At 37.2% G+C, this 22,470-nt stretch carries 22 protein-coding genes; 5 read left to right on the top strand and 17 right to left on the bottom strand.

All coding sequences use genetic code 11. From position 1 onward, the window contains the following. Positions 1-127 precede the first annotated feature (127 nt). Complete coding sequence (locus tag M3225_RS19795; RefSeq protein WP_251396467.1) at positions 128-1,987, bottom strand: N-acetylmuramoyl-L-alanine amidase; 1,860 nt, start codon at positions 1,985-1,987, stop codon at positions 128-130. Positions 1,988-2,459: 472 nt separating this feature from the next. Between M3225_RS19795 and M3225_RS19790 the strand changes: the two genes are divergently transcribed. Continuing rightward, the gene (locus M3225_RS19790) at positions 2,460-2,840 is read left to right on the top strand and encodes a plasmid mobilization protein (protein ID WP_251396465.1); all 381 of its coding nucleotides are present in this window, start codon (positions 2,460-2,462) and stop codon (positions 2,838-2,840) included. Between the two features lie 382 nt (positions 2,841-3,222). Here M3225_RS19790 and M3225_RS19785 read toward each other — a convergent pair whose 3' ends face one another. The 12 genes from M3225_RS19785 to M3225_RS19730 form a co-directional block, all read right to left on the bottom strand. Continuing rightward, positions 3,223-3,417 carry a hypothetical protein gene (locus tag M3225_RS19785; RefSeq protein WP_374109843.1) on the bottom strand — a complete coding sequence of 65 codons (195 nt, stop codon included), beginning with the start codon at positions 3,415-3,417 and terminating at the stop codon, positions 3,223-3,225. A gap of 46 nt (positions 3,418-3,463) precedes the next feature. Continuing rightward, positions 3,464-4,489, bottom strand: a complete 1,026-nt coding sequence (locus M3225_RS19780; RefSeq protein WP_251396463.1) for an N-acetylmuramoyl-L-alanine amidase family protein — start codon at positions 4,487-4,489, stop codon at positions 3,464-3,466. Positions 4,490-4,585: 96 nt separating this feature from the next. Next, positions 4,586-5,122 (bottom strand): hypothetical protein, encoded by a 537-nt coding sequence (locus tag M3225_RS19775; protein WP_251396461.1) that lies wholly within the window; start codon positions 5,120-5,122, stop codon positions 4,586-4,588. 135 nt (positions 5,123-5,257) lie between these two features. Further along, positions 5,258-6,580, bottom strand: coding sequence for an LLM class flavin-dependent oxidoreductase (locus M3225_RS19770; RefSeq protein WP_251396459.1), 1,323 nt, complete (start codon positions 6,578-6,580; stop codon positions 5,258-5,260). Position 6,581: 1 nt separating this feature from the next. After that, on the bottom strand, positions 6,582-7,304 hold the full coding sequence (locus M3225_RS19765; protein ID WP_251396457.1) for a riboflavin kinase: 723 nt from the start codon (positions 7,302-7,304) through the stop codon (positions 6,582-6,584). Positions 7,305-7,469: 165 nt separating this feature from the next. Then, positions 7,470-8,243 (bottom strand): amino acid ABC transporter ATP-binding protein, encoded by a 774-nt coding sequence (locus M3225_RS19760; protein ID WP_251396455.1) that lies wholly within the window; start codon positions 8,241-8,243, stop codon positions 7,470-7,472. After that, the gene (locus tag M3225_RS19755; protein ID WP_251396453.1) at positions 8,240-8,950 is read right to left on the bottom strand and encodes an amino acid ABC transporter permease; all 711 of its coding nucleotides are present in this window, start codon (positions 8,948-8,950) and stop codon (positions 8,240-8,242) included. The genes M3225_RS19760 and M3225_RS19755 overlap by 4 nt, the downstream gene beginning before the upstream one ends. A gap of 27 nt (positions 8,951-8,977) precedes the next feature. After that, a complete protein-coding gene (locus M3225_RS19750; protein WP_251396451.1) occupies positions 8,978-9,676 on the bottom strand; it encodes an amino acid ABC transporter permease in 699 nt (232 codons plus the stop codon). 74 nt (positions 9,677-9,750) lie between these two features. Continuing rightward, complete coding sequence (locus M3225_RS19745) at positions 9,751-10,572, bottom strand: amino acid ABC transporter substrate-binding protein (RefSeq protein ID WP_251396449.1); 822 nt, start codon at positions 10,570-10,572, stop codon at positions 9,751-9,753. A 69-nt stretch (positions 10,573-10,641) separates the two neighbouring features. Then, positions 10,642-10,908 (bottom strand): glutaredoxin family protein, encoded by a 267-nt coding sequence (locus M3225_RS19740; RefSeq protein WP_251396447.1) that lies wholly within the window; start codon positions 10,906-10,908, stop codon positions 10,642-10,644. Positions 10,909-10,934: 26 nt separating this feature from the next. Next, entirely contained in the window at positions 10,935-11,459 is a 525-nt protein-coding gene (locus M3225_RS19735; RefSeq protein ID WP_251396444.1) for a GNAT family N-acetyltransferase, read from the bottom strand. Between the two features lie 10 nt (positions 11,460-11,469). Continuing rightward, positions 11,470-12,000 (bottom strand): hypothetical protein, encoded by a 531-nt coding sequence (locus M3225_RS19730; RefSeq protein ID WP_251396442.1) that lies wholly within the window; start codon positions 11,998-12,000, stop codon positions 11,470-11,472. 327 nt (positions 12,001-12,327) lie between these two features. On the opposite strand from M3225_RS19730, the gene M3225_RS19725 reads away from it, so the two are divergent. From M3225_RS19725 to M3225_RS19720, 3 genes are all read left to right on the top strand, one after another. Continuing rightward, positions 12,328-13,353 carry an LLM class flavin-dependent oxidoreductase gene (locus M3225_RS19725; RefSeq protein WP_251396440.1) on the top strand — a complete coding sequence of 342 codons (1,026 nt, stop codon included), beginning with the start codon at positions 12,328-12,330 and terminating at the stop codon, positions 13,351-13,353. A 131-nt stretch (positions 13,354-13,484) separates the two neighbouring features. Then, positions 13,485-13,619 carry a hypothetical protein gene (locus M3225_RS29660; protein WP_285885754.1) on the top strand — a complete coding sequence of 45 codons (135 nt, stop codon included), beginning with the start codon at positions 13,485-13,487 and terminating at the stop codon, positions 13,617-13,619. A 218-nt stretch (positions 13,620-13,837) separates the two neighbouring features. Further along, on the top strand, positions 13,838-14,659 hold the full coding sequence (locus tag M3225_RS19720; protein WP_251396438.1) for a Cof-type HAD-IIB family hydrolase: 822 nt from the start codon (positions 13,838-13,840) through the stop codon (positions 14,657-14,659). A gap of 48 nt (positions 14,660-14,707) precedes the next feature. Here M3225_RS19720 and M3225_RS19715 read toward each other — a convergent pair whose 3' ends face one another. Together M3225_RS19715 and M3225_RS19710 are read right to left on the bottom strand one after the other, a co-directional pair. Beyond that, positions 14,708-16,051, bottom strand: a complete 1,344-nt coding sequence (locus M3225_RS19715) for a 2-hydroxycarboxylate transporter family protein (RefSeq protein WP_251396436.1) — start codon at positions 16,049-16,051, stop codon at positions 14,708-14,710. Between the two features lie 143 nt (positions 16,052-16,194). Further along, positions 16,195-17,904, bottom strand: a complete 1,710-nt coding sequence (locus M3225_RS19710; RefSeq protein ID WP_251396434.1) for an NAD-dependent malic enzyme — start codon at positions 17,902-17,904, stop codon at positions 16,195-16,197. 498 nt (positions 17,905-18,402) lie between these two features. Between M3225_RS19710 and M3225_RS19705 the strand changes: the two genes are divergently transcribed. Then, positions 18,403-18,807: a hypothetical protein gene (locus M3225_RS19705; RefSeq protein ID WP_251396432.1), complete on the top strand. Its 405-nt coding sequence runs from the start codon at positions 18,403-18,405 to the stop codon at positions 18,805-18,807. Positions 18,808-18,834: 27 nt separating this feature from the next. Here M3225_RS19705 and M3225_RS19700 read toward each other — a convergent pair whose 3' ends face one another. Beyond that, a complete protein-coding gene (locus tag M3225_RS19700; RefSeq protein ID WP_251396429.1) occupies positions 18,835-20,325 on the bottom strand; it encodes a peptide MFS transporter in 1,491 nt (496 codons plus the stop codon). A 528-nt stretch (positions 20,326-20,853) separates the two neighbouring features. Continuing rightward, positions 20,854-22,218, bottom strand: coding sequence for an allantoinase (locus tag M3225_RS19695; RefSeq protein WP_251396427.1), 1,365 nt, complete (start codon positions 22,216-22,218; stop codon positions 20,854-20,856). Positions 22,219-22,470 lie beyond the last annotated feature (252 nt).

Below are 22,470 nucleotides of genomic sequence, written 5' to 3'. Positions count from 1 at the left end.
AATAAGCTAAAAATCATTATAAGAAAACATTATTAATATCATTCTGAATTTTTGTAGTTTTTTTCAAAAAAGAAAGAGACATACCGTTTAAATACCCTGTCTCTTCCTTTTCTTTTAACACTCTATTCTATTGTTTTTTAACCTCTACATCCGAAGCTTTCACAAACGCATAGCGGTGATTAAAATAAATTTGATAGTATTCGTCTTTCCCAACAATCATTTTGTGATCGTTTGGATTTGTTGTAAAAGTTGGTGCATAGTAATAGTCACTTGTTACTTTTTCTACCCCTACGTACACCTGCTCCGGAGAAATTGTATACTGAAGTGGCACCATCTCTTTAACCGGTATATTAGAAGGATAGGCTGAAGCTTCGGGGAAAGCACCTCCATATACTTGAATGCTTTCTTTTCCTGCTTTTGGCGTTAATAATATGCCTGTACCTTTACTTGTATTTTTATTATGTGGATTATAAAACCACGCTTTTTGTCCTCCGTACCAAATCGCTGTCCATTCTCCTTTTGTCTCAGCCACTGCATACGTTTGTCCTGTTACAGCTTTGCTTCCCCAATCTAACGTTTGTTTCGTTCCTGGTCCTGAAGCTGCAGGCTCATCCAGTAACGGTGAATCATTGCTAGGGGCTTGATGCAAATACACAAAGTTGGTCGGCTGCTTTGGCGCATCTGATACCTCTGGCTGATTGTTTTTAAAGACTGGATTAATTGTAACGGCTGATTTGTTTGTATGCTGGCGCTCAACTGGGCTTCCTACTAAATCCATATAGTGCCCCCAGTCCCAAAACGGCCCAGGATCTGAATGCATACCTGATTGAGCTTTAGGAGACAAACCCGGTACCTCGTCATGACCAATAATATGAGCTCGGTTTAACGGAATATTATATTCTTTGGCAAGGTGGCGTACGAGCCTTGCTGAAGAACGGTACATTTCTTCTGTAAACCATGTGGATCCTTCAAGCGCGAACCCTTCATGCTCGATTCCAATACTGTGCGTATTAAAATACCAGTTTCCTGCATGCCATGCTACATCTTTGTTATCAATCATCTGTGCAATGTGGCCATCACTTGAACGGATTACATAGTTTGCAGCTGCTCTATTAGGATTAGCAAACAAATCAATCGTTCCATCATAACTCACTTCCGTATCATGAATAACAATATAACGAACATCTGATTTTTGACGATTTGCAATATCATAGTTTCCGTAATCTGAAGGACTTTCGCTAAATTTCCCGTAAAAAGCAGGGATGTATTCACATTTTAAAGAGGCCGGACACTCGGCTTTACTCGTATTCGAATTTTCAGCGCGAGGAATCGGTATATCTATATTGTGAGGAGAAATTTTAAGATGCTGTCCGTCTAACGTTGTACGCTCTGCTCCTTTTTCCAACGTTTTATATACATCATCGGCAAATACTTGAGCGTTTTCTTTATCCTGGGAAGAACTGTAAGCTACGACTGCGTCGTACCATTTCTGATCGGTAGACGGTACGTTTCCATTTTTGTCTTTTGCAATAAAAGCTAGCACAGCAGCGCCACCGCGAATATTTTGCACAGGATCTTTTTTTAATATTTCTTTATCTGACTTAAGCAGCTTAGCAGCTAAGGAAAGCGTTTGCTGTTTGTCATATGCTGGTTTTGAAGGCGCAGTTCCGTTTCCTTTTCCATCTTCTGAAAAAGGGATGTCGGTTAAATGCATAAGGCCGTATCCCCCAGCCGCACTAGGTTCTCCATTATGATTTTCCCAGCGCGACTTGTTGTAGGAAATTGCTTTTAAAAGCGAAGTTGGCACACCAAATTCTTTAGATGCTTGGACAAATGCTAGCTCCAAAGAATCCGACTGATTCTCCGCAGCCTGAGCAACTACAGGCTTTTGTAGCATATGAATAGGCGTATAAGCTGTACACATGACCCCAGCAGCAAGCATGGCTATCCCTATCTTGTTTAGTTTTAATCGTTTTTTTAGTTTCAAACGTATTCCTCCCCCGTAGAGTATGTAAATGAGATAAATAAAGACATGATCTGACTTTACCTCGTTCTCAACCATTTCGTCTTCTTTCTTTCTATTCCCTTGAGACAATAGTCTAGAAGATTCGACAGAATTACTAGGAGGAAAGATGTGGTACGATGGAAAATCGATAAAAATCGTCCCTCTTCTTTAAAGTTACGCTCTCAAAAATGGTTGAGTACGACAGCGGTACATTCACCCATTTTGCTGCCTTTTCGATAAAGTAGCGATATTGTAGATAATGACATTCCTTCTATAATTCAACTATTACTAAACCAAATTTCTTAATTTACCAGTTTTTTAACAGACTGTACGTTCGATATTTTAGTAACTTTTCACCATAGTTAACCATGGAAAAGGTTGCTATTATTAAAGACAAGAGAATGTTTACATATGATTGAACGTAGCAAGAACTGCTCTTGAAAGGAGATACCTTATGAGAGGACACAGCATTCCAGCAATTAAGTTGAATGAAGAAGAAAAAGAAAAATTAGAGGAACTTATTGAACATTATAATTTAAAACGAACGTCTCTCATTCGAAAATTTATTATGGATGGAAGAGTTAAGCCACCTTTAATCGGCAAAGAAGCAGGTGTGGAACTATTAGTTAACCTGCGAAAAATTGAGGCTGAACTAAGCCGGCTAAGCAATAATATGCATCAAATTGCAAAGTACTTACATAAACCAAAAGATAAGCAAAATCATTCACAGAACCTTGAAGAAATCCTATTAGAAATGATGAAAAAACAAAAGCATGTACAAGAAGATGTAGAGACTATTTCAGAGCAGCTTAGCGATCATTTATACGTCAAATAGAGAAAAAAAGAGATTGAGATATAACTAAATCACTCCAATCTAAAGACGAACATATTGGATAAATGATCTAGTATGGATGACTTGTTACACCGCTGTTGATTTCCGTGCAAGACTTCACTTTCCGCGGGCGGCCGATGAGCCTCCTCGTCGCTTACGCTCCTGCGGGGTCTCACCTATTCCGCTTTTCCCGCAGGAGTCTTCGCCTTGCCCTCCAATCAACAGCTAGAAGTAACTACATACATGAAACCTACATTCACCATCACCATGAAAAAATCCGAACGATGAATCGAATTCTCCATCAAGAATCTCGATTCATCGTTCGGATCTTCCTTCAATTAAAATACTTTTGTCCCAGCCTCATTTTTTATAAAGAAATAGGAATTTAAATACTTTTTTTCATACCGCACTTTGCGCATGTACGAATAAAAATAAAGTCTTTTACTAAGCTTTTAAATTTTACATGTCCACAGTTATCACATCTGCCTGCAACTTTATCTGGAAACTCTTCATATACATATATTTTTGTTAAATCAATCACTTCTTGTTGCTCTTCCATTTCCATCACACCTTTATGCATCTTTACTATTCATCTCTTTATATTCTATCAAAAATAAGGAAAATTACTAGGGTGAAAGCTTCAAAGAACATGCAGTTTTTTTTGCCCGTTCAGCTTTGTACCACCATTTTTCTCTATCTAAAAATGCTTTTACATTCAGTATTTTTTTATCGTGAAGTGTAATGATGGCTACCTCAGCTCCTTCTTTTGAAAAGGTTACGGCTGTTTCCAATTTTTCTTCCGTTACAAACACTTTTAATGTTTCCAAATTTTCTTTTGTTAATTCCGCAGTTGTTATTGTTTCTCCTTCAATGATCGTATCTTTTTTTTCAATAAAATGTCCTCCATCAATCACCCAGGCTGCACGCGTTTCACCATAAACACGAAAGATCGAATTCTTTTTTAAATGACCTGTTCTCTCTGACATATTTGCATACTTATACGTCTCAGTATCCTCGGTTGTTTTTATCCATAAAGGTTTATATAAAGCAGTAGTTTTTGAAAAACCTTCCGCGTCAGAGGCTTCCACAGATTTTGTGGACTTAGGCTCTAAGTTTAAAAACCGTGCAATGCCTTTTGCATATGCCAAGGCCATGTCTTTTAGAAATTGAGGGTTTTTTAAGAGTTTTGCATCGTGTTCTGTATCAATAAACCCAATTTTAATTAATACAGACGGCATATATGAACGCCTTAACACAGCATGATTAGCTAACTTTCTGCCTCGGTTAGAGTGGTTGTATTTAGTGAGAACGAATTTCACATGATCGTGAATATCGTTTCGGAACACAATGGTTTGGTTATTTATATTTTTGCTATAAATAAAATCTTCATATCCCGTTTCGCCACCTGCATTTATATGAATTGATAAATATACATCAGCACCCCACGCATTGGCTTTATTTACCCGTTCATTTAATGACAGAAACACATCGGTTGTACGCGTTGTACAAAGAGAAAACCCTTGATAGTGAGTAGAAAGAAAAGAGATTATGTGCTGTTGAACAGCTAGCACTAAGTCCTTTTCATATAACTCGTTGACTGCAGCCCCTGAATCTTTTCCTCCGTGACCTGCATCTAAATAAATTTTTTTCATATAACCTGTCTCCTCCTTATTCGTAGCATATGCATGAATAAGCGAAGAGGTTTGTTATACAAAACTACTTTTATGTATAAAGCTTTTTGCTATAGCTCATTTAGAGGTCTTTACAACTGATTTACCATAGCTGGTGACATTAAAATATGTATTTGAACCATCATCTTCATTAATGACAACGTCTAAGTCATGAAAAGAGCGATGAAGTTCTTTTAATAGCGCTTGATCTTTCGTCTGCTCTAGCTGTTCGGCCAGCTTCTCCATATGCTGAAAGTCTTTCCTTAGAACAGAATCTTTTACTACAATCGTGCTAATCGTATTTTTAATAGCTGTTGCTTCTTCTTGTACGGGAGGCCAATCTGGGTGTTCAATAGCACTCCATCCAGTCAGATCATTTAGTACGTCATGATGTTCAGCTATAAAATCTTTTGCCTGCTGATCGCTACTTTCCAGCTTATTAATTTTCTGTTGATTCACTTTTATGGCACTTGCCTTTATACTTTGCTGTGATAAAAAAGGAATTTTTTCGTTCTGGTACAATATCCATCCTGCCGCTCCTCCCCCAACTAGCAGAACGGATAAAAATATCGAAATGATAATACGTTTCTTCTTACTTTTATGTCTTCTTTCCATTTGACTCCTTTCCGGGTATTCAAAACCCTTTAGGCCTTATGAACTGAAACGAATAACCTACAAAGGGAATTTTATCATATTTTCAATATTAAAAAAATTAAAAAAGAGACTCCTTCGAGTCTCTTTGAATCTACTTCAGTTAACTTTCACTTGTGCGTAGCGATTTTTGGGAACATTCAAATGCAAGTGACTTCTTAATGTACTCCCTTCGTATTCTGTACGATACAAGCCTCTTTCTTGCAAAATCGGTACAACGTGTTCAACAAAGTCGTCTAAGCCATGCGGAACGCTTGAATGAATAATAAAGCCGTCAGCTCCCTTTTCTTCAAACCACTGTTCCATTAAATTGGCGATATGCTCTGGCGTTCCAATAAATTGGGTTTTAGGTGTAGCAATTCGCAGCGCCGCTTCTCGCAGTGTCCACTTATGTTTTTTAGCGTTTTCTTTAATTTTGTCAGTCGTACTGCGAAAACTATTACTTCCTATATCTCCTAAGTCAGGAAACGCCTCATCTAATGGAAACTGTGAAAAATCAAAATGATCGAAAAAGCGTCCTAAATAGTTTAGCGCATGTTCAATCGTCACTAATTGAGAAAGCTCTTTATATTTTCTTTCGGCTTCTTCGGTTGTACTGCCAATGATAGGACCAATTCCCGGGAAAATTAAAATCTCGTTTTCCTCGCGTCCTTGTGCTGCGGCTCTTGATTTTACATCTTGGTAAAAAGCTTTCGCTTCTTCTAAATTGTCTTGTCCTGTAAACACTGCGTCAGCCGTTTTCGCTGCTAACTCTTTGCCGCTTTCAGAAGAGCCTGCTTGAAACACTACAGGCTGACCCTGAGCTGAGCGGCCAATGTTTAACGGGCCTTCTACAGAGAAGAATTCGCCTTTGTGATGCAACCGGTGCAGCTTTTTCTCCTCAAAAAATTGGCCGGTTTCTTTATTTCGAATAAATGCATCATCTTCCCAAGAATCCCATAATCCCTTTGTTACTTTTAGAAACTCTTCAGCTATTCTATAGCGTTTATCATGAGTGGGATGTTCTTTTCCATAGTTAAGCGCAGATCCTTCTAGTGGAGATGTTACAACATTCCATCCTGCTCGGCCGCTGCTAATATGATCAAGTGAAGCAAATTGTCTAGCCACCGTAAAAGGCTCGCTGTAGGAGGTCGATAGAGTGCCAACTAAACCAATATGAGAAGTCACAGAAGCAAGTGCTGATAGAATGGTAAGAGGTTCAAAACGATTTAAAAAGTGCGGAAGCGATTTTTCATTAATATATAACCCATCAGCAATGAATACTAAATCAAATTTTCCTTCTTCCGCTTTTTGAGCCTGCTGCTTGTAAAAATCGAAATTAACACTGGCATCTGCCAAAATTTCAGGGTGTCTCCATGCCCCCATATTTCCTCCCACTCCATGAATAATAGCCCCTAGCTTTAATTGTCTTTGATGTGTCATATTACCATTCTCCTTTTTCATATCCATTCATAAATTCTCGTAATTGATTGGTTAAACCGCCTGCTCCAAAGCGAAGGACCCCTTCTTTTTCTGTCTTTCTTTCATTCCCTTCCTGTGCAAATTGTAAGAAGGCGATAACATGAACTCTTCTAGGGTGAATATTTACAATTCCTTCGTCATAAAACCATTGATCAATTGTATTGTAAATGCCTTTATTAACTCTGAATTGACTGTGGCACCAATTAAAAAACTGTAGATCAGGTAGATTTAAATAACGCGTTCGCCCTAGATTGGATTTTGTATATTCACTAGATACGTAGCCCATATGCTGAAACCTTTGCTTAACTTGTAGCGTATCAGCTTTAATTTGATGCTTTAAAAACTCAATGGAAGGAAACTTCTTTTCCCCTCGCACCCGAAAAATTACGTCACATTGGACTGACTCTCCATAAATAACTTCGTTAAAATCCAAAATATGAACCTCAAACGTTTTAGATAGTTCCGATCCAAATGTCGGCTTAACGCCTACATTCATAACTCCTATATGTTCAAGCCCCCGCAGGTGAACGATAACACCGTACACACCATTCTTTAATTCCTCATGCTGAGTATCTATATTAGCTGTTGGAAACCCCAAATGTCTTCCTTGCTGTCTTCCAGTTACAACCTGGCCTTTTATAAAAAGTTTTTTGCTTGTTTTAGTTTTTAATGCCGCTTTATTCACTACCTTCACCCTTCTTCCCTTAAGTCTAGTAAAAAATAAAAGGTTCTTTACACAATGTCACGCATTGTGCAAAGAACCTCTAGTGATCTAGTCGGTTTGTTTAATTTGATGATTTCATCATATACTTATTATCCCTATGAGTCAAGTTGGTTTTTAATCAAAGTATTAGATTGTTTTTTCATAAATATAAGAGTAAGGAGAATGCGTTGGGTTGATACGCTTAAGAAATTGCTTTGTTCGCTCTTCTTTTGGATTTGAAAATATGTCTTCAGGATGACCTTGTTCGACAATCTTTCCTCCGTCCATAAACACAACGTGATTAGAGACTTCACGGGCGAAACTCATTTCGTGCGTAACAATAATCATGGTAATTCCTTCTTCAGCAATTTTACGAATAACAGATAGTACTTCACCCACTAGTTCGGGGTCCAAAGCGGACGTCGGCTCATCAAATAAAATGACTTCAGGATTTAAAGCAAGCGCTCTAGCAATTCCCACTCGCTGCTGTTGACCTCCTGATAACTGACTTGGATAAGCATTTGCTTTTTCAGCAAGCCCCACTTTTTCAAGGACGTCTAAACTGCGTTGTTTCGCTTCTTCCTTTGGCAACTTTTGAACAATAACTAGCCCCTCCATAATATTTTCAATAACGGTTTTGTGTTTGAACAAATTGTATTGCTGAAAAACCATCGTTGTTTTTTGTCGAAGAGTTAAAATGTCTTTGCGGTTTGGCTTTTGGCACTGAACCGTAAATTGATCAATAGAAACTTCTCCTTCATCTGCTCTTTCTAAGAAATTAATGCAGCGTAAAAACGTAGTCTTTCCAGAACCACTCGGTCCTAAAATGGTCACAACGTCGCCTTTTTTAACAATTAAATCAATACCGTCCAATACTGTATTGTGACCAAATGTTTTTTTGATATTAGTTAATGTAATCATACAACCCCTCCTCGATTATAAACAGTTAATTTCCGTTCAAGCAGCGCTGTTATTCCTTCTATTAACATCGTCAACATCCAATAAATAAGAGCAGCAGCAATATAAGCTTCTAGAAACTTGAGATTATTCGAAGCTACAATATTAGCAGCACCGTTTAACTCTTTTTGCGATACGATAAATGCGATAGAAGACGTATGCAAAAAGCCGATAAAGATATTACATAAATTCGGTAAAGACAAAGCAAACGCTTGGGGAAAAACAATTCGTTTCATCGATTGAAAACGATTCATTCCAACGGAATACGCAGCCTCAATTTGTCCTTTTTCTACAGCTAACAAACCAGAGCGAATAATCTCTGACATATAAGCTCCCGCTGTAAAAGACAAAGCGATTAATACAAATACGACAATAGGAATGCTGTTTGCATTAAAGCCCCACTCATAGTAACGTGATAGTTTATTAATAAATAGCGGGAACCCTAGGTAAATAACCATAATATGAAGAATAGCAGGCGTTCCTCGAAAAAATGATACGTATACGTTGGCAATAGGCGTTATTATTTTCACTGAATTAATTCTCACAGCAGCAACAGCAATACCAATAAGCAATCCGCCTAGTAACGGACCAATGGTAATAAGGAGTGTTAAAGGTAATGCCTTTAAAATTTCTACAAATGCTGTCCATATAAACGGTACATCAATAACCATGTTTACACCTCTTTTAGTAAGCTCGTTTTATACATGAACAGGCTGATCGTGTCTTTGCAGCTTCTGTTCTGATTTCACAAAAAATTTCTCTAATATAATCGCTACAAAATAATAAATAATTGCAAGTGCAATATATACCTCAACTGCATGAGCCGTTGCTGCGATAATGGTATCTCCTCTTCCCATCATATCCATTACACCAATCGTAAAAGCTAAAGACGTATCTTTTAAAGAACCAATCACAAGGTTTCCAAAGTTAGGAAAGGCTACAACGAGGGCTTGCGGTAGCACAATTCGAGTGAACGTTTGTGTTCCGGTCATTCCTATACTATACGCTGCTTCGGTTTGCCCTTTATCTACACTATTAATGGCACCGCGCATCATTTCAGAAAAAGACGCCGCCGTGCTCAATGAATACGTGATAATAACAAATACGAGCGGAGCCATTCTCGAAACGTCAATATGAATCAATTGTAAAAAGGCAGGTATCCCATAAAAAACTAAAAATAATTGAATTAAAATAGGCGTCCCCCTCATAAAAGAAATATAAACTGCTGCTATTTGACTTAACACAGGTACTTTATAAATACGCGGCAGGGCAATAAACAATCCCAAGGTACTGCCAATCACAAGTGAAGCAACCAAAATCCAAATTGTAATATGCAAATAAGATAATAATTGAGGAATAGAGGTGAAAATCAGCTCTATATCAAATGCTTTTCCCATCTTTTTCTCTCCTTTGTTCTCCTCTACAGGTAGCGAAAGGACCCAAGTTTAAGGCTTGGGTCACAGTAAGTGCTTTAGTTATTTCCAGCTGCTTTTGTATAATCTTCTACTAGCCATTTTTCGCTTAATTTTGTCAATGTTCCGTCTTCTTTTATTTCTTTTAGCGCTTTATCAACATCTCTTTGTAAACCTGTTTCATTTTTGCGAAGCATAAAATATACTTTTGAATTTGAAATAGCAGGTCCTACAACTTTTTGCTCTGCATCTGCTTGTTTATTGACAAAGTCAACTGCAAACGGCGTACTAATCGTAGCATCCGCGCGTCCTGTTTTCAGCTGCGTTTTTGTATCATCAGATCCTTGACCTGAATAGACAATATTAATTTTATTTCCATGTTCTTTGTTATACTTATCGATTAAGTTAGCAGAGTTACTCGTTGCTCCTACAATTACCTTTTTACCACTCAAATCTTTAATTGATTTAATTGACGTATTTTTTTCATTTACAACTACATGTAGCGGAAAGATATTATAAGGTTCTTTATTAAATAGGAACTTTTGTTTTCTCTCTTTATTCACTTCCATTTGATGAGCTACTAAATCAATTTTGTTCGATTCCAAGCTCAAAAGTAAATTAGAGAAATCCATCGTTTTAAATTCAAACTTATAGTTTGGAAGACGTTTGTCTATTTCTTTAACAAGCTCTACGTCATACCCTGTTAGATTCCCTTTATCGTCAATAAAGCAAATGTTTGGAAATTGCGTACCGGTTCCTACAATAATTTTTTGCACTTTGTCTTTGCTTGCGTTAGCCGATGTTTCTTTATTGGATGCTCCGCAAGCTGCTAACAATAAAAGAAGTGATAAAAAGATAGCTGTCAGCTGTAGCTTTTTCATGTGTTTTGTCCCTCACTATGTCTCAAAATAGTTTATTATTTTAACGAATTGATAAAATGGATGTTCTAGCTATTTAACTATTGGTGAATAGTCTTCAATCAATTTTTCTATTTGTTCATAATCTTTTTCAGTAACTCCTTCAAACTGCCCCTTATCTCCAATTTCAACGACCGGTACATGACGAATACCGTATTTAATTTCAAGTAAATCTCGCAAATAATCTTTTCCTTCTACATCGATACTTTCATATTGATATCCTTTCTCATGAAAATATGCCTTTAGTTCTTCGCAATGATGACAACCTTTTCGATTCCATAATAAAATCTTTACTGACATGGTTTCTCCTCTTTTCTTTTTAATTATTAATTAGCTTTTTGTAACTCCTTGTGTTTTTCTAACTCATATCTTTCGGGATGTAAGATTTTCCTTAAGAATACGCCTTTTCCTTCTTCCCCTTGATCGACTTCAAAAAAGCGTTCATACCCTTTCCTTTCATACATAGGAATTAACCACGGATGTCGATCAGAAGTAGCCAACGTAACTGCAGGCGCCCCCAGTTGATCTCGAATAATCGTTTCTTCAACCCATGTTAAGAGTTTAGAACCTACTCCTTTCTTTTTAACCAAAGGATCTACCGCAAACCACCATAAGAAAGGCCAGTTTGTTATTTCTTTATACATTCTTGCTGTAATCGTAGCTACGATTTTTTCATCACTTTCCATCACGTAGCAGCGGCTGTTTTGAATGTTTTCTTTTACAAGTTCAATCGTTGCCGTCGCGGCGGGAAACTTAATTCCTAGCTTTCGAATCGGCTCGTATGCTCGAAGTGTTAAATCCAACAGCTCTTCAGCATCTTCTACGGTTGCTAATCGAAATAATTCACTCATTTTCTTCACCTCATTTTATAAATGTTTGAAGGGATAGATCGGCTTTATAAATCAGCTCATCCACAGCTTCCTTTAAACGACTTTTGGCATTCACATTATTGATGCCTGCAAAAGACACGTATTCATGCAGTAGAAAAAGACTGCTGAGCCAATAAGGTCTACCTAAAAAAGACGCTAAAAGTTTTAAATCATATTTAGCTTTTAGTAAAGAATTCACATTTTCACCAATAAGAATTGGCAGAAGTATTTTTTTATGCAATAAATCTTCCGGCACTATTTTTGTTAGTTGTTCAAAAGACTGTACGTATGTTTCATTTACTCCAGATAACAGAACGACAATACTTTTAGCTTGGTTCACTTTTGAAATGAATGCCTTTACTTCTTTCTGAGCTTCCTCCTTTAAAGCGTATACATCGTGATACAAAATAGCTTCTGCACGCACTCCTTTTGAGGTTAAGCAAGCTTCTAGCTCATCTATTACTGAGGCTATTTGTTGATAATCCTGAGAGCTTCCGTTATACAAAATACATATATCGCTCACTTTCTTCCCCTCCTTTTTACAGCAAAAAGGCTCCTGGAATTTACTCAGGAGCCTTTGGTAGACCAATCAGCTTTAACTGTTTGTTTGATAAAACCGGAGAATAAAGTAAAGTGTCTTTGAAACATACTCACTTAATTCTTATTTATCCAAGTTGTTTTATCGGTTTTTCTATTTGATGATTCAACTATATAGCCTCAAAATGGCAAAGTCAACTTATTTTACAAAAAATATTTTTCTTTTAAAAAACTCTTTTCATCTGGAAAACCCTTTGCTAAAATTAATCCCAATTATTCTTACCTTTTTTATCAACTTTAAGGAGTGTTTTCAGTGAAATTAAGTATTTTAGATCAAAGCCCACGTTATGAAGGTGAGCGTGCTGAAGATGCATTTCAGCATACCATTCAATTAGCTCAGCTAGCAGAAGAACTTGGTTACCATCGCTTTTGGGTAGCGGAGCATCATGACTCTGAGCATGTTGTAGGATCATCACCTGAAGTGTTAATTTCTCACCTGCTCGCTAAAACTCATCATATCCGTATTGGTTCAGGGGGTGTTATGCTTCAGCACTACAGCCCTTATAAAGTAGCAGAAAATTTTAATGTTTTAGCCTCATTATCTCCAAATCGCATCGATCTTGGAATCGGTAGAGCACCAGGAGGACTACCTCATTCTACTCAAGCCTTGCAACAAAACTCTCAGCCCACTAAGTCCTTAACAGACAAACTGATAGAACTTAAACAACATCTAAACGATACGCTGCCAGAAGATCACCCGCTTTATGGTTTAAAAGCCTATCCAAGGCCGGAAAAATCAGCAGATATGTTTTTACTGGGAGCAAGTGCTTCAAGCGCAGAGCTTGCGGCTTCATTAAACCTTCCATATGTATTTGCTCAATTCATTAATGGTGAGCAAAAAGTGCTAGAAGAAGCGGTTTCTGTCTATAATCAGCACGTTTTATCTCATGCACGCACGCTTGTCGTTGCGCTTTCCGTCATCGTAGCGGATACTTCAGAAGAGGCAAAAGCATTAGCATCCAGCACAAAAATATTTAAAGTATACTTACAAAATGGTAAGTCCGTTACATTAGGCTCCAAAGAAAAAGCTGAAGAATTTGGTCAGCAGTCCAAAGAAAGCTATCGAATTGAAGAAAAAGAAGCAAACGTTATATACGGTACAAAAGAAACCGTTCGTCAAAAGCTCCAAGCTTTGAAACAGGCGTTTTCTGTTAATGAATTTATCATTCTTACTGCTATTCAAGATTTCGAACAAAAAAAGCGATCTTATACGCTTTTAAAAGAAGCATTCAATGAAGGAGATGCGCAGAAAACTAATCAAACTCTAGCTGCTTACTAATCAAGAGGCTGGGACAAAAGTGTTTTAGTCGAAGCAAATACGAACTAATGATCGAAATTACCGATTAATAGTTCGTATTTTTTCGTTATCGTGGTGAACGTAGCTTTCATGTGTTTAGTTGCTTCTAGCTGTTGATTGGAGGGCAAGGCGAAGACTCCTGCGGGAAAAGCAGAACAGATGAGACCCCGCCGGAGCGCAAGCGACGAGGAGGCTCATCGGCCGCCCGCGGAAAGCGAAGCCTTGCACGGAAATCAACAGCGGTGTAACAAGTGATCCATACTAGCTCATTTATCCTATTTGTTCGTCTTTAGATTGGATTGATTTAGTTATGTCTCAATCTCTTTGTTTTATCTTCTTACTAGGAGTTCAAACAAAGTATACGCAAGCCTCTCATTTTTTTCGAAAAATCATTAAATTGAATCCAGCGTTTTTTTATAGTACCATATGAAGATATGAGTCTAGTAGAAGAAGGGAACTTACAAATATGCCTTACAAAATGATTGTTTTAGATTTGGACGATACACTATTATGCGATGATCACACTATTTCTCCGCGTACGAAAGAAGCATTAATGAATGCGCAAGAATCAGGAGTAAAAGTTGTACTTGCTTCTGGACGACCAACTTACGGAATGGTTCACATCGCGAAAGAGCTAGAGTTAGAAAAGTACGGAAGCTTTATTTTATCGTTTAATGGGGCAAAAATCATTAATTGCCTAACAAATGAAGAGCTATTTAGCAGTACATTATCTCCGCGCATCGTTGCACGTCTGGACGATATTAGCCGCGATGAAGGCGTTTTAATTCATACGTACGTTGGAAATGAAATTATAACCGAAGTAGAAAATAAATTTACGGATATTGAAAGTGACATTACAGGTCTGCCGATCCGTGTTGTTTCATCCTTTGCTGATGCCGTTACAGAACCTGTTGTAAAAGTACTAATGCTTGCAGAACCGGAAAAGCTGGTTCATGTTGAAAAGAAACTTCAAAAGCAGCTTCAAGGAGAGCTAAGCGTAATGCGTTCTAAACCATACTTCCTTGAATTTACAGAAGAAGGTGTCACAAAAGGGACAAGTCTACATTTATTAATTCAACAGCTTGGCATTACACGCGATGAAGTGATTGCCATTGGCGACAGTTATAATGATCTTGCCATGATTGAATTTGCTGGGCTTGGCGTGGCAATGGGAAATGCTCCTGAAGATATTAAAGAAAAAGCCAACCACGTAACAGATACAAACATGAACGACGGTGTGGCAAAAGTTGTGGAAGAATTTATCTTAAAACCTGTTAGCATTTCATAACACAAAAAAAGCAGCTCGTATGAACCGAGCTGCTTTTTTGTTTTGTTTTTATACTCCCAAAAGCTTCATAAGAAGCGTAGCTAAAATCACAGTGGAAGCGCCTCCAAGTCTTGTTGCTACTTGAGCAAATGGCATAAGTGACATACGGTTGGAAGCTGATAAAATCGCTACGTCTCCCGTACCTCCTAGACCGCTGTGACAGCCGGTTACAATGGCAGCATCCACAGGATGCATTTTCATCATTTTACCTACAAAATAACCTGTTGCTACCATAGCGATAACAACTGCTGCACATACAACTACATAGCCTGGTGTAACAATTTTCACTACATCTTCAAGAGGAATATACAGAATTCCTAGTCCTACCATTAACGGCCATGTTAAGCTCGTAGAAATGAATTTATACATATGGTATGCACCTTGCTCCATCTTAGTAGGCATTACTTGTAAACATTTGACTAGCGTTGCCGCTACAATCATTAAAACTGGACCTGGAATTCCTAAAAACTTATGTGCTAAGCCTCCGAAAATAAAGAAACTACATGCAATTAAAAGACCTGCGCCCATTAACGAGAAATCTACTGGTTTCTTGATATTTGTATCTTCTGAGATGCCATCTCCACCTTTTGTCTTCACAAGAACTCCATTACCTGTTAGTTCTGGCTTTTTCTCTCCTAGACGTTTCATTAAGCCGGCACATACAATAGCAACGACGTTTCCAATAACAGCAGCTGGAATCATTTGCGACACAAAAGATTCTGCTGAACTACCTAAAATTTGAGAATAGGCAAGTGAAAGCGGTAAAATACCTTCGCCAATCCCTCCTCCAATGATTGGTACAACGATATAGAAAAATGTATGTTTTGCTCCGTAACCAAATAACATCCCAACAGCTACGCCTGCAGCTACAGCGGCTAGCGTACCTAATACAAGCGGTACGAACATACGTGTAAAGCCTTGAATTAAAACTTTACGGTTCATACCAAGAATACTTCCGGCTACTAGACAAGAAATATAAAGGTATAAAAAGTTTGATGTTTTCATCAAAGTTGTTACCGCTTCCATAGACGTGGGATTTAAAACATTATAAAAAACTAATACGGAAGGTACAAGCAGTGATAAAATAGCTGGTCCGCCAATATCTTTTAAAATCGGAATTTTTAATCCTAAATCACCAAGCAGCATTCCCATTACCATAATAATCGCAAATCCGCCAATCATATCTGGAGGAAGCTCGTTGTAAACGGCAGCACCATATACAATTAATGCAAGTAAAACATATAGCGGTAGAGGAATAACTCCTACTTTAATATTGTTGACCCGGTTCCAAAACCCCTTATTTTTAGGCTGCGAATCTTGAGTAAACGTTTCCAATTTACGTGCTGTATTCATCTCATAACCCCCTGTGGTTCTAATATAGAGAATCATATACAACTTTAAAAAAACTATATACGTTATGTAACTTAAGAATTCTTTTTGTAACTAAAAAAAGCACAGCTTCTTTTTTCGGAAGCTGTGCTTTTTCTATCTAAAAATTAAGCATTTACTGTTTCTAGAGCTTTAATTTCTTTGTATTTCGGTTCCCACATTGCTGCTTTTACTGCTGCTTTAACATCTGCTGGAACTTCTTTTGCAACGCCATCTTTAATCGCTGCGTTAGCAACCGCTAAAGCAACGTTATATGATACTTCACGTAATTCTTCTACGCGTGGTAGTAATGAAGCACCTGGTTTGCTGCTGTCTACCATTTGAGCTACAGCGTGTGCACATGCTGCGAACATGCTGTCTGTAATAACTTCTGCTTTTACCACGATTGATCCAAGACCAAGACCTGGGAAAACAAAAGCATTATTAGATTGACCAATTTCATATTCCACACCATCGTATTTAACTGGTTCAAACGGACTTCCAGTCGCTACAAGTGCTTTTCCTTCTGTCCAATTTAATAAGTTTTCAGGAGTAGCTTCCGCAAGCGGAGTTGGATTTGACATTGGTAAAATAGCTGGGCGTTCTACATGCTTCGCCATTTCTTTTACGATTTCTTCTGAGAATGCGCCTGCTACACCAGACGTACCAATTAAGATTGTCGGCTTAATTTGTCTGACAACTTCTAAAAGAGAAATTTTGTCTTCTTCACGGTTCCAGTCCTTCACTTCTTCTGCTTTTCGTGCATAAGGCGTTTGGAAACCTAATAAGTCGTCCATGTCATCTGTTAAAAGGCCTCGGAAATCGACTGCCCAGAAGTTTTTGTATGCTTCTTCTTCTGTGATCCCGTCTAATACCATTGCATCACGTACTTGATCTGCAATACCGATACCTGCTGTACCTGGTCCGAAGATTAAAACACGGTGGTCACGAAGTGGCATTTTAGACACTTGAACTGCTGAGAAAATAGCGGCAAGCGTTACGGCACCTGTTCCTTGAATATCATCATTAAACGTTAGAATTTCTTTTCCGTACTTGTTAATAATGTTACGAGCATTTACATTACCGAAATCTTCCCAGTGTAACAGTGCATTAGGGAATATTTCAAGAGATTTTGAAATGAATTGATCTACGAAATGATCATAGCGCTCACCGCGGATACGTTCATGACGGTTTCCGATATATAAAGGATCATTTAATAATTTGTCATTGTTTGTTCCTACATCAAGAACAACTGGAAGTACTCTGCTTGGATCAATTCCTGCTGCAGCTGTGTATACCGCTAATTTACCGATAGCAATATTAATACCACCAACGCCCCAGTCACCAATTCCTAAAATACTTTCTGAATCTGTAATAACCATTAAATCAATGTCTTCACTATTTGCATCGATATTTTTAAGAGCTTCTTCAATGCCTTCTACATTATCGATTGACAAGTATACGCCACCCGGACGGCGATATTCGTGGCTGTATTCTTGGATTGCTTGTCCAACTGTTGGTGTATAAACAACCGGAAGCATTTCTTTTAAGTGATCTTGCAATAAACGATAAAATAATACAGCATTACGGTTCTGTAAATCGTTTAAATACACATTCTTACCAAGGTTATCTGCCTGAGCTAAAAATTGCTCATATGCACGTTTTGCTTGCTCATCTAAAGTTAAAGTCATTGGAGGAAGTAAACCTTCTAATCCTAACGTTTTACGCTCTTCTTTTGTAAAAGCTACTCCTTTGTTTAACATTGGAGCTCCTAAAATTTCTTTCCCACGTAAAGTCGTTTCAATTGTTTCATTATCTGCAAAAAATACGTTGCGCATACGACTATCTTCCTTTCTGTAGACTTGTATGACAAGCATACAAGTTGGTTAGATTTAAGTAATTAATACCTTATATGGATATTACTCATATTATTCAAATGTCCGTTAACTTTTTATGAATAGCTTGCTAATTCATTTGACAATAGTATATTTTATGCCTATCTATTTCTGCTGTCAACTATTTTAGTAGAGCAATTTTTTAGTTATAAAGAGGTATAAATTTCTGAATTTATTATCTTTTATAAATTTTCTTTTTATATAGGTACTAAGAACCCTCTTTATTCTATTCATTTCTTTTTGAAAGCCAAAATAATCCTTTAATATGGAAAAAATGTTTAATTATAAAAAATTTATTTTAAAATAATTTTAGCTTACATATAAAAGAATATTTTTTATTTTTTTGTCTATGCTGATTAGTGAATTACTATGAATATTCTTTCCTTTCTATCTATACATATAAACTACATAGTTCTTTTTTATAATAATGGAGGGTATTGTATGTTAAAACCAGATACAGCTATTATTTTTGGATTTCTTATCGAAGAAGCATCCAGTCGATTAGACGATCAAGAGATTAAAGAAATTGCGGCTAAAGAGCTAGAAAATGGAGAATTGGTGTTTGAAGAAGCAAGTTACTTTTATAAACGTTTTTTTATCCCTGCTTCCTCTGAATTAAGACAAGCTCTTCGCCGAGAGGTCTTATCGCTTCATTTAACATTAAATCAAATCAAAAATGCTCATGCAAACGGATCGATGTCTAAAATTGCTCATATGCATCAAATTATTGCAGAAACTGAAAAATCAACAAACGAACTTAACAGACTTTTAAACCTTGCGTTCTACGAGGGTGAAGATGATCAGACCTATGCCTCCTTCATGAATATTTTTTCAAATAAATCATAAAAAAACCGTCCTTGAGGACGGTTTCTCTTATTGAACACCTTTCATTAAACGCTGAATTTTGGGCGAAATCATTAGCACAATTACACCTAAAATGACCGACACTCCGCCCAATGCAGCGAAATAAACAACTTGCGAAATGTTTTCATAATATTGAACAAGCTGAGCATTGATTGCCTGCGCCGCTGCGCTTGTTAAGAACCATAAACTCATCGTTTGAGCAGAAAACGCTGCAGGTGCTAGTTTTGTTGTAGTTGATAACCCTACTGGTGATAAACAAAGCTCTCCAACTACAACTAAGAAGAAGCTTAGCACTAGCCATAGCGGGCTCGCTAATGTTTCATTTCCATGAATACTAGCCGGAATAACCATGACAAGGAAAGAAAGCCCTGCAAATAAAAGTCCTAATGAAAACTTCTTTGGTGTAGAAGGCTGTCTGTTTCCTAATTTTACCCAAAGCGCTGCAAAAACTGGCGCAAATATAATAATGAATAACGGATTTAACGATTGGAACCAACCAACTGGAATTTTAAAGCCGCCATACGTTAGCTGTGTATGATCTTTTGCATACGTTGCTAAAATTGTTGACCCCTGCTCTTGAATCGCCCAGAACATTACTCCAGAAATAAAAAGAGGGATATAAGCTAATACGCGTGAACGCTCATCAGCTGTTGTCTTAGGACTCTTATACATAACAACAAAGTAAATAATGGGAATAACAATCGCTAAGATACTTACAAATAAAATCACGCCTTCAACGGTTAAAATGCCCGCTAAAGAAGTCAGTACAATAAAGATTGCAAGTACAACTGCAACAAGTGCAATAGTACCAAATACTTTTTTGCGTTCTTCTGGTTTTAAAGGATTTGGAACTTGTCTACCTGCACGACCTAGGGTTTTACCTCGTGTAGCCATAAATACAATTAGACCTAAAAGCATTCCTACTGCTGCGATTCCAAAACCTAAATGATAGTTATATTTTTCTCCTACTGTTGAAACAACTAGCGGTGCGATAAATGCCCCTGCATTTACACCCATATAGAAGATACTAAATCCAGCATCTCGACGGTTATCAGTCGGACTATACATATCGCCCACAACGCTCGAAACGTTTGGTTTTAATAAACCTGTTCCAATGATAATCAAGAACATTGAAATAAACAGCGCTGTTACACCTGCTGGCAATGCCAGCACTAAATGTCCCAGCATAATAAATATACCGCCGTAAAACACCGTATTAGATGTACCTAAAATGCGGTCTGCAATCCAACCGCCAATAATTCCAGACATATAAACAAGGGAACCATAAATAGAAAAGATCGCTAAAGCGGTTCCTTGTTCCATTTCTAATCCACCATTTGCAATTGTATCGTACATGTACAATACAAGTAGCGCACGCATTCCATAGTATGAAAAACGCTCCCAGAATTCTGTAAAGAACAAGGTAAATAACCCTTTAGGATGTCCGAAGAATCCTTTTTGAGGAACTGTTTCATACACTTTTTCTCTCTCTACCGACATATTCCTTAACCTCTCTTTCAACCGTAAACCATCATAGACAAAACTGTCAAAAAATTATGATGATATAAAAAAATAGAAACAAGAAAATTTTATTCTTATAAAATGATTCTGTCAATATCAGAATTTTACAATGAGTGCATAAAATACGATTTTTCATTATAAAATTGCACCTATAAAAAGCTTTAAACCAAGATTTCTTTTCTTGAAATATCTTTTTGAAAATTTTTTTATACAAAACCTTTGATTACAAAGCATCTGATTATCTACTTTTCATACAACCAGATAATATTTTTCTTTTTAGGAATTTTTTCTGTATATTAAAAGAAAGGCTTTATTATTTTTTCATTATGCTTCCCTCAACCAGAAATATACTTTTTCAGAATAATAAAAACCTCTTTAAAAATGTTTCTTTTGTTATAGTAGATATTCTTTTTTTCCTCTATGTAGTAACCTTAATATAAGTCATCTCATTTTTTTATGTAAAAAAAGAGATAAAAGATTTATTTTTTACCTCTTTTTGCACTATACCTACAATTTTACGTATTCACCGTTTACCATTTCCCCTTTGTGAAGAGGAAACACACCTTCTTCTCTACTGTATACAATTGTTCCTCTAGTAATGGTAGTTAAAATAACGCTGTTAAATACCATTCCTTCATATATACTGTGCTTATGTTTGAAAACCATTCCTTCTTTTGTCACTTTTTCAGTTTGGTCCAGATCAACGATAACCAAATCTGCATCGGACCCTAGCAAAATGCTTCCTTTTTTAGGATATAAACCGAATCGTTTAGCTGGATTGGTTGATACAAGCTTGGAAATGTTAGAAAGAGAAATTCCTCTATTGATGGCTCCCTCACTAATCATCGCTTGCAAAGAGTACTGACCGCCTGATATCCCACCCCAAACTTTAAATAAATCATTCTGATGAGCTGTTTTTAATTCAATAGGGCAAGGAGAATGATCCGAAGAAATCATATCTACTTCCTCTGATTCGATACAAGCCCATAATTTTTCTTTTTGACTCCTACTACGAAGAGGAGGTGCACACTTAGCCGTTACGCCAATTTCTTCAAAGTCTTCTTCTGTAAAAAGTAAATAATGCGGACAAGTTTCCAGCGTAACGTTCATTCCATTCTTCTTTGCTTCCGTAATAAGCTGCACTGCTTCATAGCTGCTAATGTGTACAAAGTGAAGCGGACATCCCGTTTCTTCACCGTACTCAAGCGCTTGCTTTACTGCATTTACTTCTGCTAACACAGGTCGCGTTTCTAAATAATCTTTAATAGCAGTTTGTTGTTGCTTCTGTTTAACCTGTTCAAGCTTTTGTATTAAGTCATTTCTTTCAGCATGTAGGGCAAGCACCTTGTTTAGTTTCGCAATTTCCTTCATTCCTTCGTATAATGTGAGGTCATCTGAGAAATCAAATTCAGAACCGGCTTCTGACATAAATGCTTTAAAACCTATTACACCCGAATGAGCCATTTTGGCTAATTCTTCTTTATTGCCAGGAACCAACCCTCCCCATAAACCGTAATCCACTACCGACTTTTGATCAGCCAGCTTTTTCTTTTCCCACAGCGCTGCTTCTGTTACGGTAGGAGGAACGCCGTTTAAAGGCATATCAAAGTATGTAGTACAGCCTCCTGCGGCCATAGATGCTGAACCGTAATCAAACCCTTCCCAATGGTCTCGGCTCGGTTCATCAAAATGTACGTGAATATCAATCATTCCAGGCAGAACGTATTTTCCTTTAGCATCTAAGTATTTTTTTGCTGGTATGCTAACACCTGGCGCTATTTCTGCAATTTTTCCTTTTTTAATACCTATGTCCGCTTTTACTATTTCATCTTCTAACACGATCGCACCATCCCGAATAATTAAATCGTACATTTTATCAAACTCTCCTTTACTTAACTACTTCATCTTTTTATTCAATGACGTAGTCTGCTATTGTTCTATCATGCACTGTTTCCTTTAAAAAGTCTTTATCATTGTAAAGAAACCTAACACATGGAATGATCATTACGTTAGTTAATATAACTGAATTATCTGATTTTTACACCCGCTATTTTATCCAAACTTTTCTTTTTCATTTGGTCACTTTCACTAACTAAAAAAAGGAATGCCTGCTGGCATTCCTTT

The organism is Priestia aryabhattai (assembly GCF_023715685.1).
In the GTDB taxonomy this organism is placed as follows: domain Bacteria; phylum Bacillota; class Bacilli; order Bacillales; family Bacillaceae_H; genus Priestia; species Priestia aryabhattai_B.
The sequence above is the reverse complement of the archived record's forward strand: the minus strand, read 5'-3'. Positions and strand labels throughout refer to the sequence as shown.

Excerpts from the sequence above, each read along its gene's own strand:
- M3225_RS19790 (WP_251396465.1), top strand. The coding sequence starts at position 2,460 with ATGAGAGGACACAGCATTCCAGCAATTAAGTTGAATGAAGAAGAAAAA.
- M3225_RS19785 (WP_374109843.1), bottom strand. The coding sequence starts at position 3,417 with ATGCATAAAGGTGTGATGGAAATGGAAGAGCAACAAGAAGTGATTGAT.
- M3225_RS19780 (WP_251396463.1), bottom strand. The coding sequence starts at position 4,489 with ATGAAAAAAATTTATTTAGATGCAGGTCACGGAGGAAAAGATTCAGGG.
- M3225_RS19775 (WP_251396461.1), bottom strand. The coding sequence starts at position 5,122 with ATGGAAAGAAGACATAAAAGTAAGAAGAAACGTATTATCATTTCGATA.
- M3225_RS19770 (WP_251396459.1), bottom strand. The coding sequence starts at position 6,580 with ATGACACATCAAAGACAATTAAAGCTAGGGGCTATTATTCATGGAGTG.
- M3225_RS19760 (WP_251396455.1), bottom strand. The coding sequence starts at position 8,243 with ATGATTACATTAACTAATATCAAAAAAACATTTGGTCACAATACAGTA.
- M3225_RS19755 (WP_251396453.1), bottom strand. The coding sequence starts at position 8,950 with ATGGTTATTGATGTACCGTTTATATGGACAGCATTTGTAGAAATTTTA.
- M3225_RS19750 (WP_251396451.1), bottom strand. The coding sequence starts at position 9,676 with ATGGGAAAAGCATTTGATATAGAGCTGATTTTCACCTCTATTCCTCAA.
- M3225_RS19745 (WP_251396449.1), bottom strand. The coding sequence starts at position 10,572 with ATGAAAAAGCTACAGCTGACAGCTATCTTTTTATCACTTCTTTTATTG.
- M3225_RS19740 (WP_251396447.1), bottom strand. The coding sequence starts at position 10,908 with ATGTCAGTAAAGATTTTATTATGGAATCGAAAAGGTTGTCATCATTGC.
- M3225_RS19735 (WP_251396444.1), bottom strand. The coding sequence starts at position 11,459 with ATGAGTGAATTATTTCGATTAGCAACCGTAGAAGATGCTGAAGAGCTG.
- M3225_RS19720 (WP_251396438.1), top strand. The coding sequence starts at position 13,838 with ATGCCTTACAAAATGATTGTTTTAGATTTGGACGATACACTATTATGC.
- M3225_RS19715 (WP_251396436.1), bottom strand. The coding sequence starts at position 16,051 with ATGAATACAGCACGTAAATTGGAAACGTTTACTCAAGATTCGCAGCCT.
- M3225_RS19710 (WP_251396434.1), bottom strand. The coding sequence starts at position 17,904 with ATGCGCAACGTATTTTTTGCAGATAATGAAACAATTGAAACGACTTTA.
- M3225_RS19705 (WP_251396432.1), top strand. The coding sequence starts at position 18,403 with ATGTTAAAACCAGATACAGCTATTATTTTTGGATTTCTTATCGAAGAA.
- M3225_RS19700 (WP_251396429.1), bottom strand. The coding sequence starts at position 20,325 with ATGTCGGTAGAGAGAGAAAAAGTGTATGAAACAGTTCCTCAAAAAGGA.
- M3225_RS19695 (WP_251396427.1), bottom strand. The coding sequence starts at position 22,218 with ATGTACGATTTAATTATTCGGGATGGTGCGATCGTGTTAGAAGATGAA.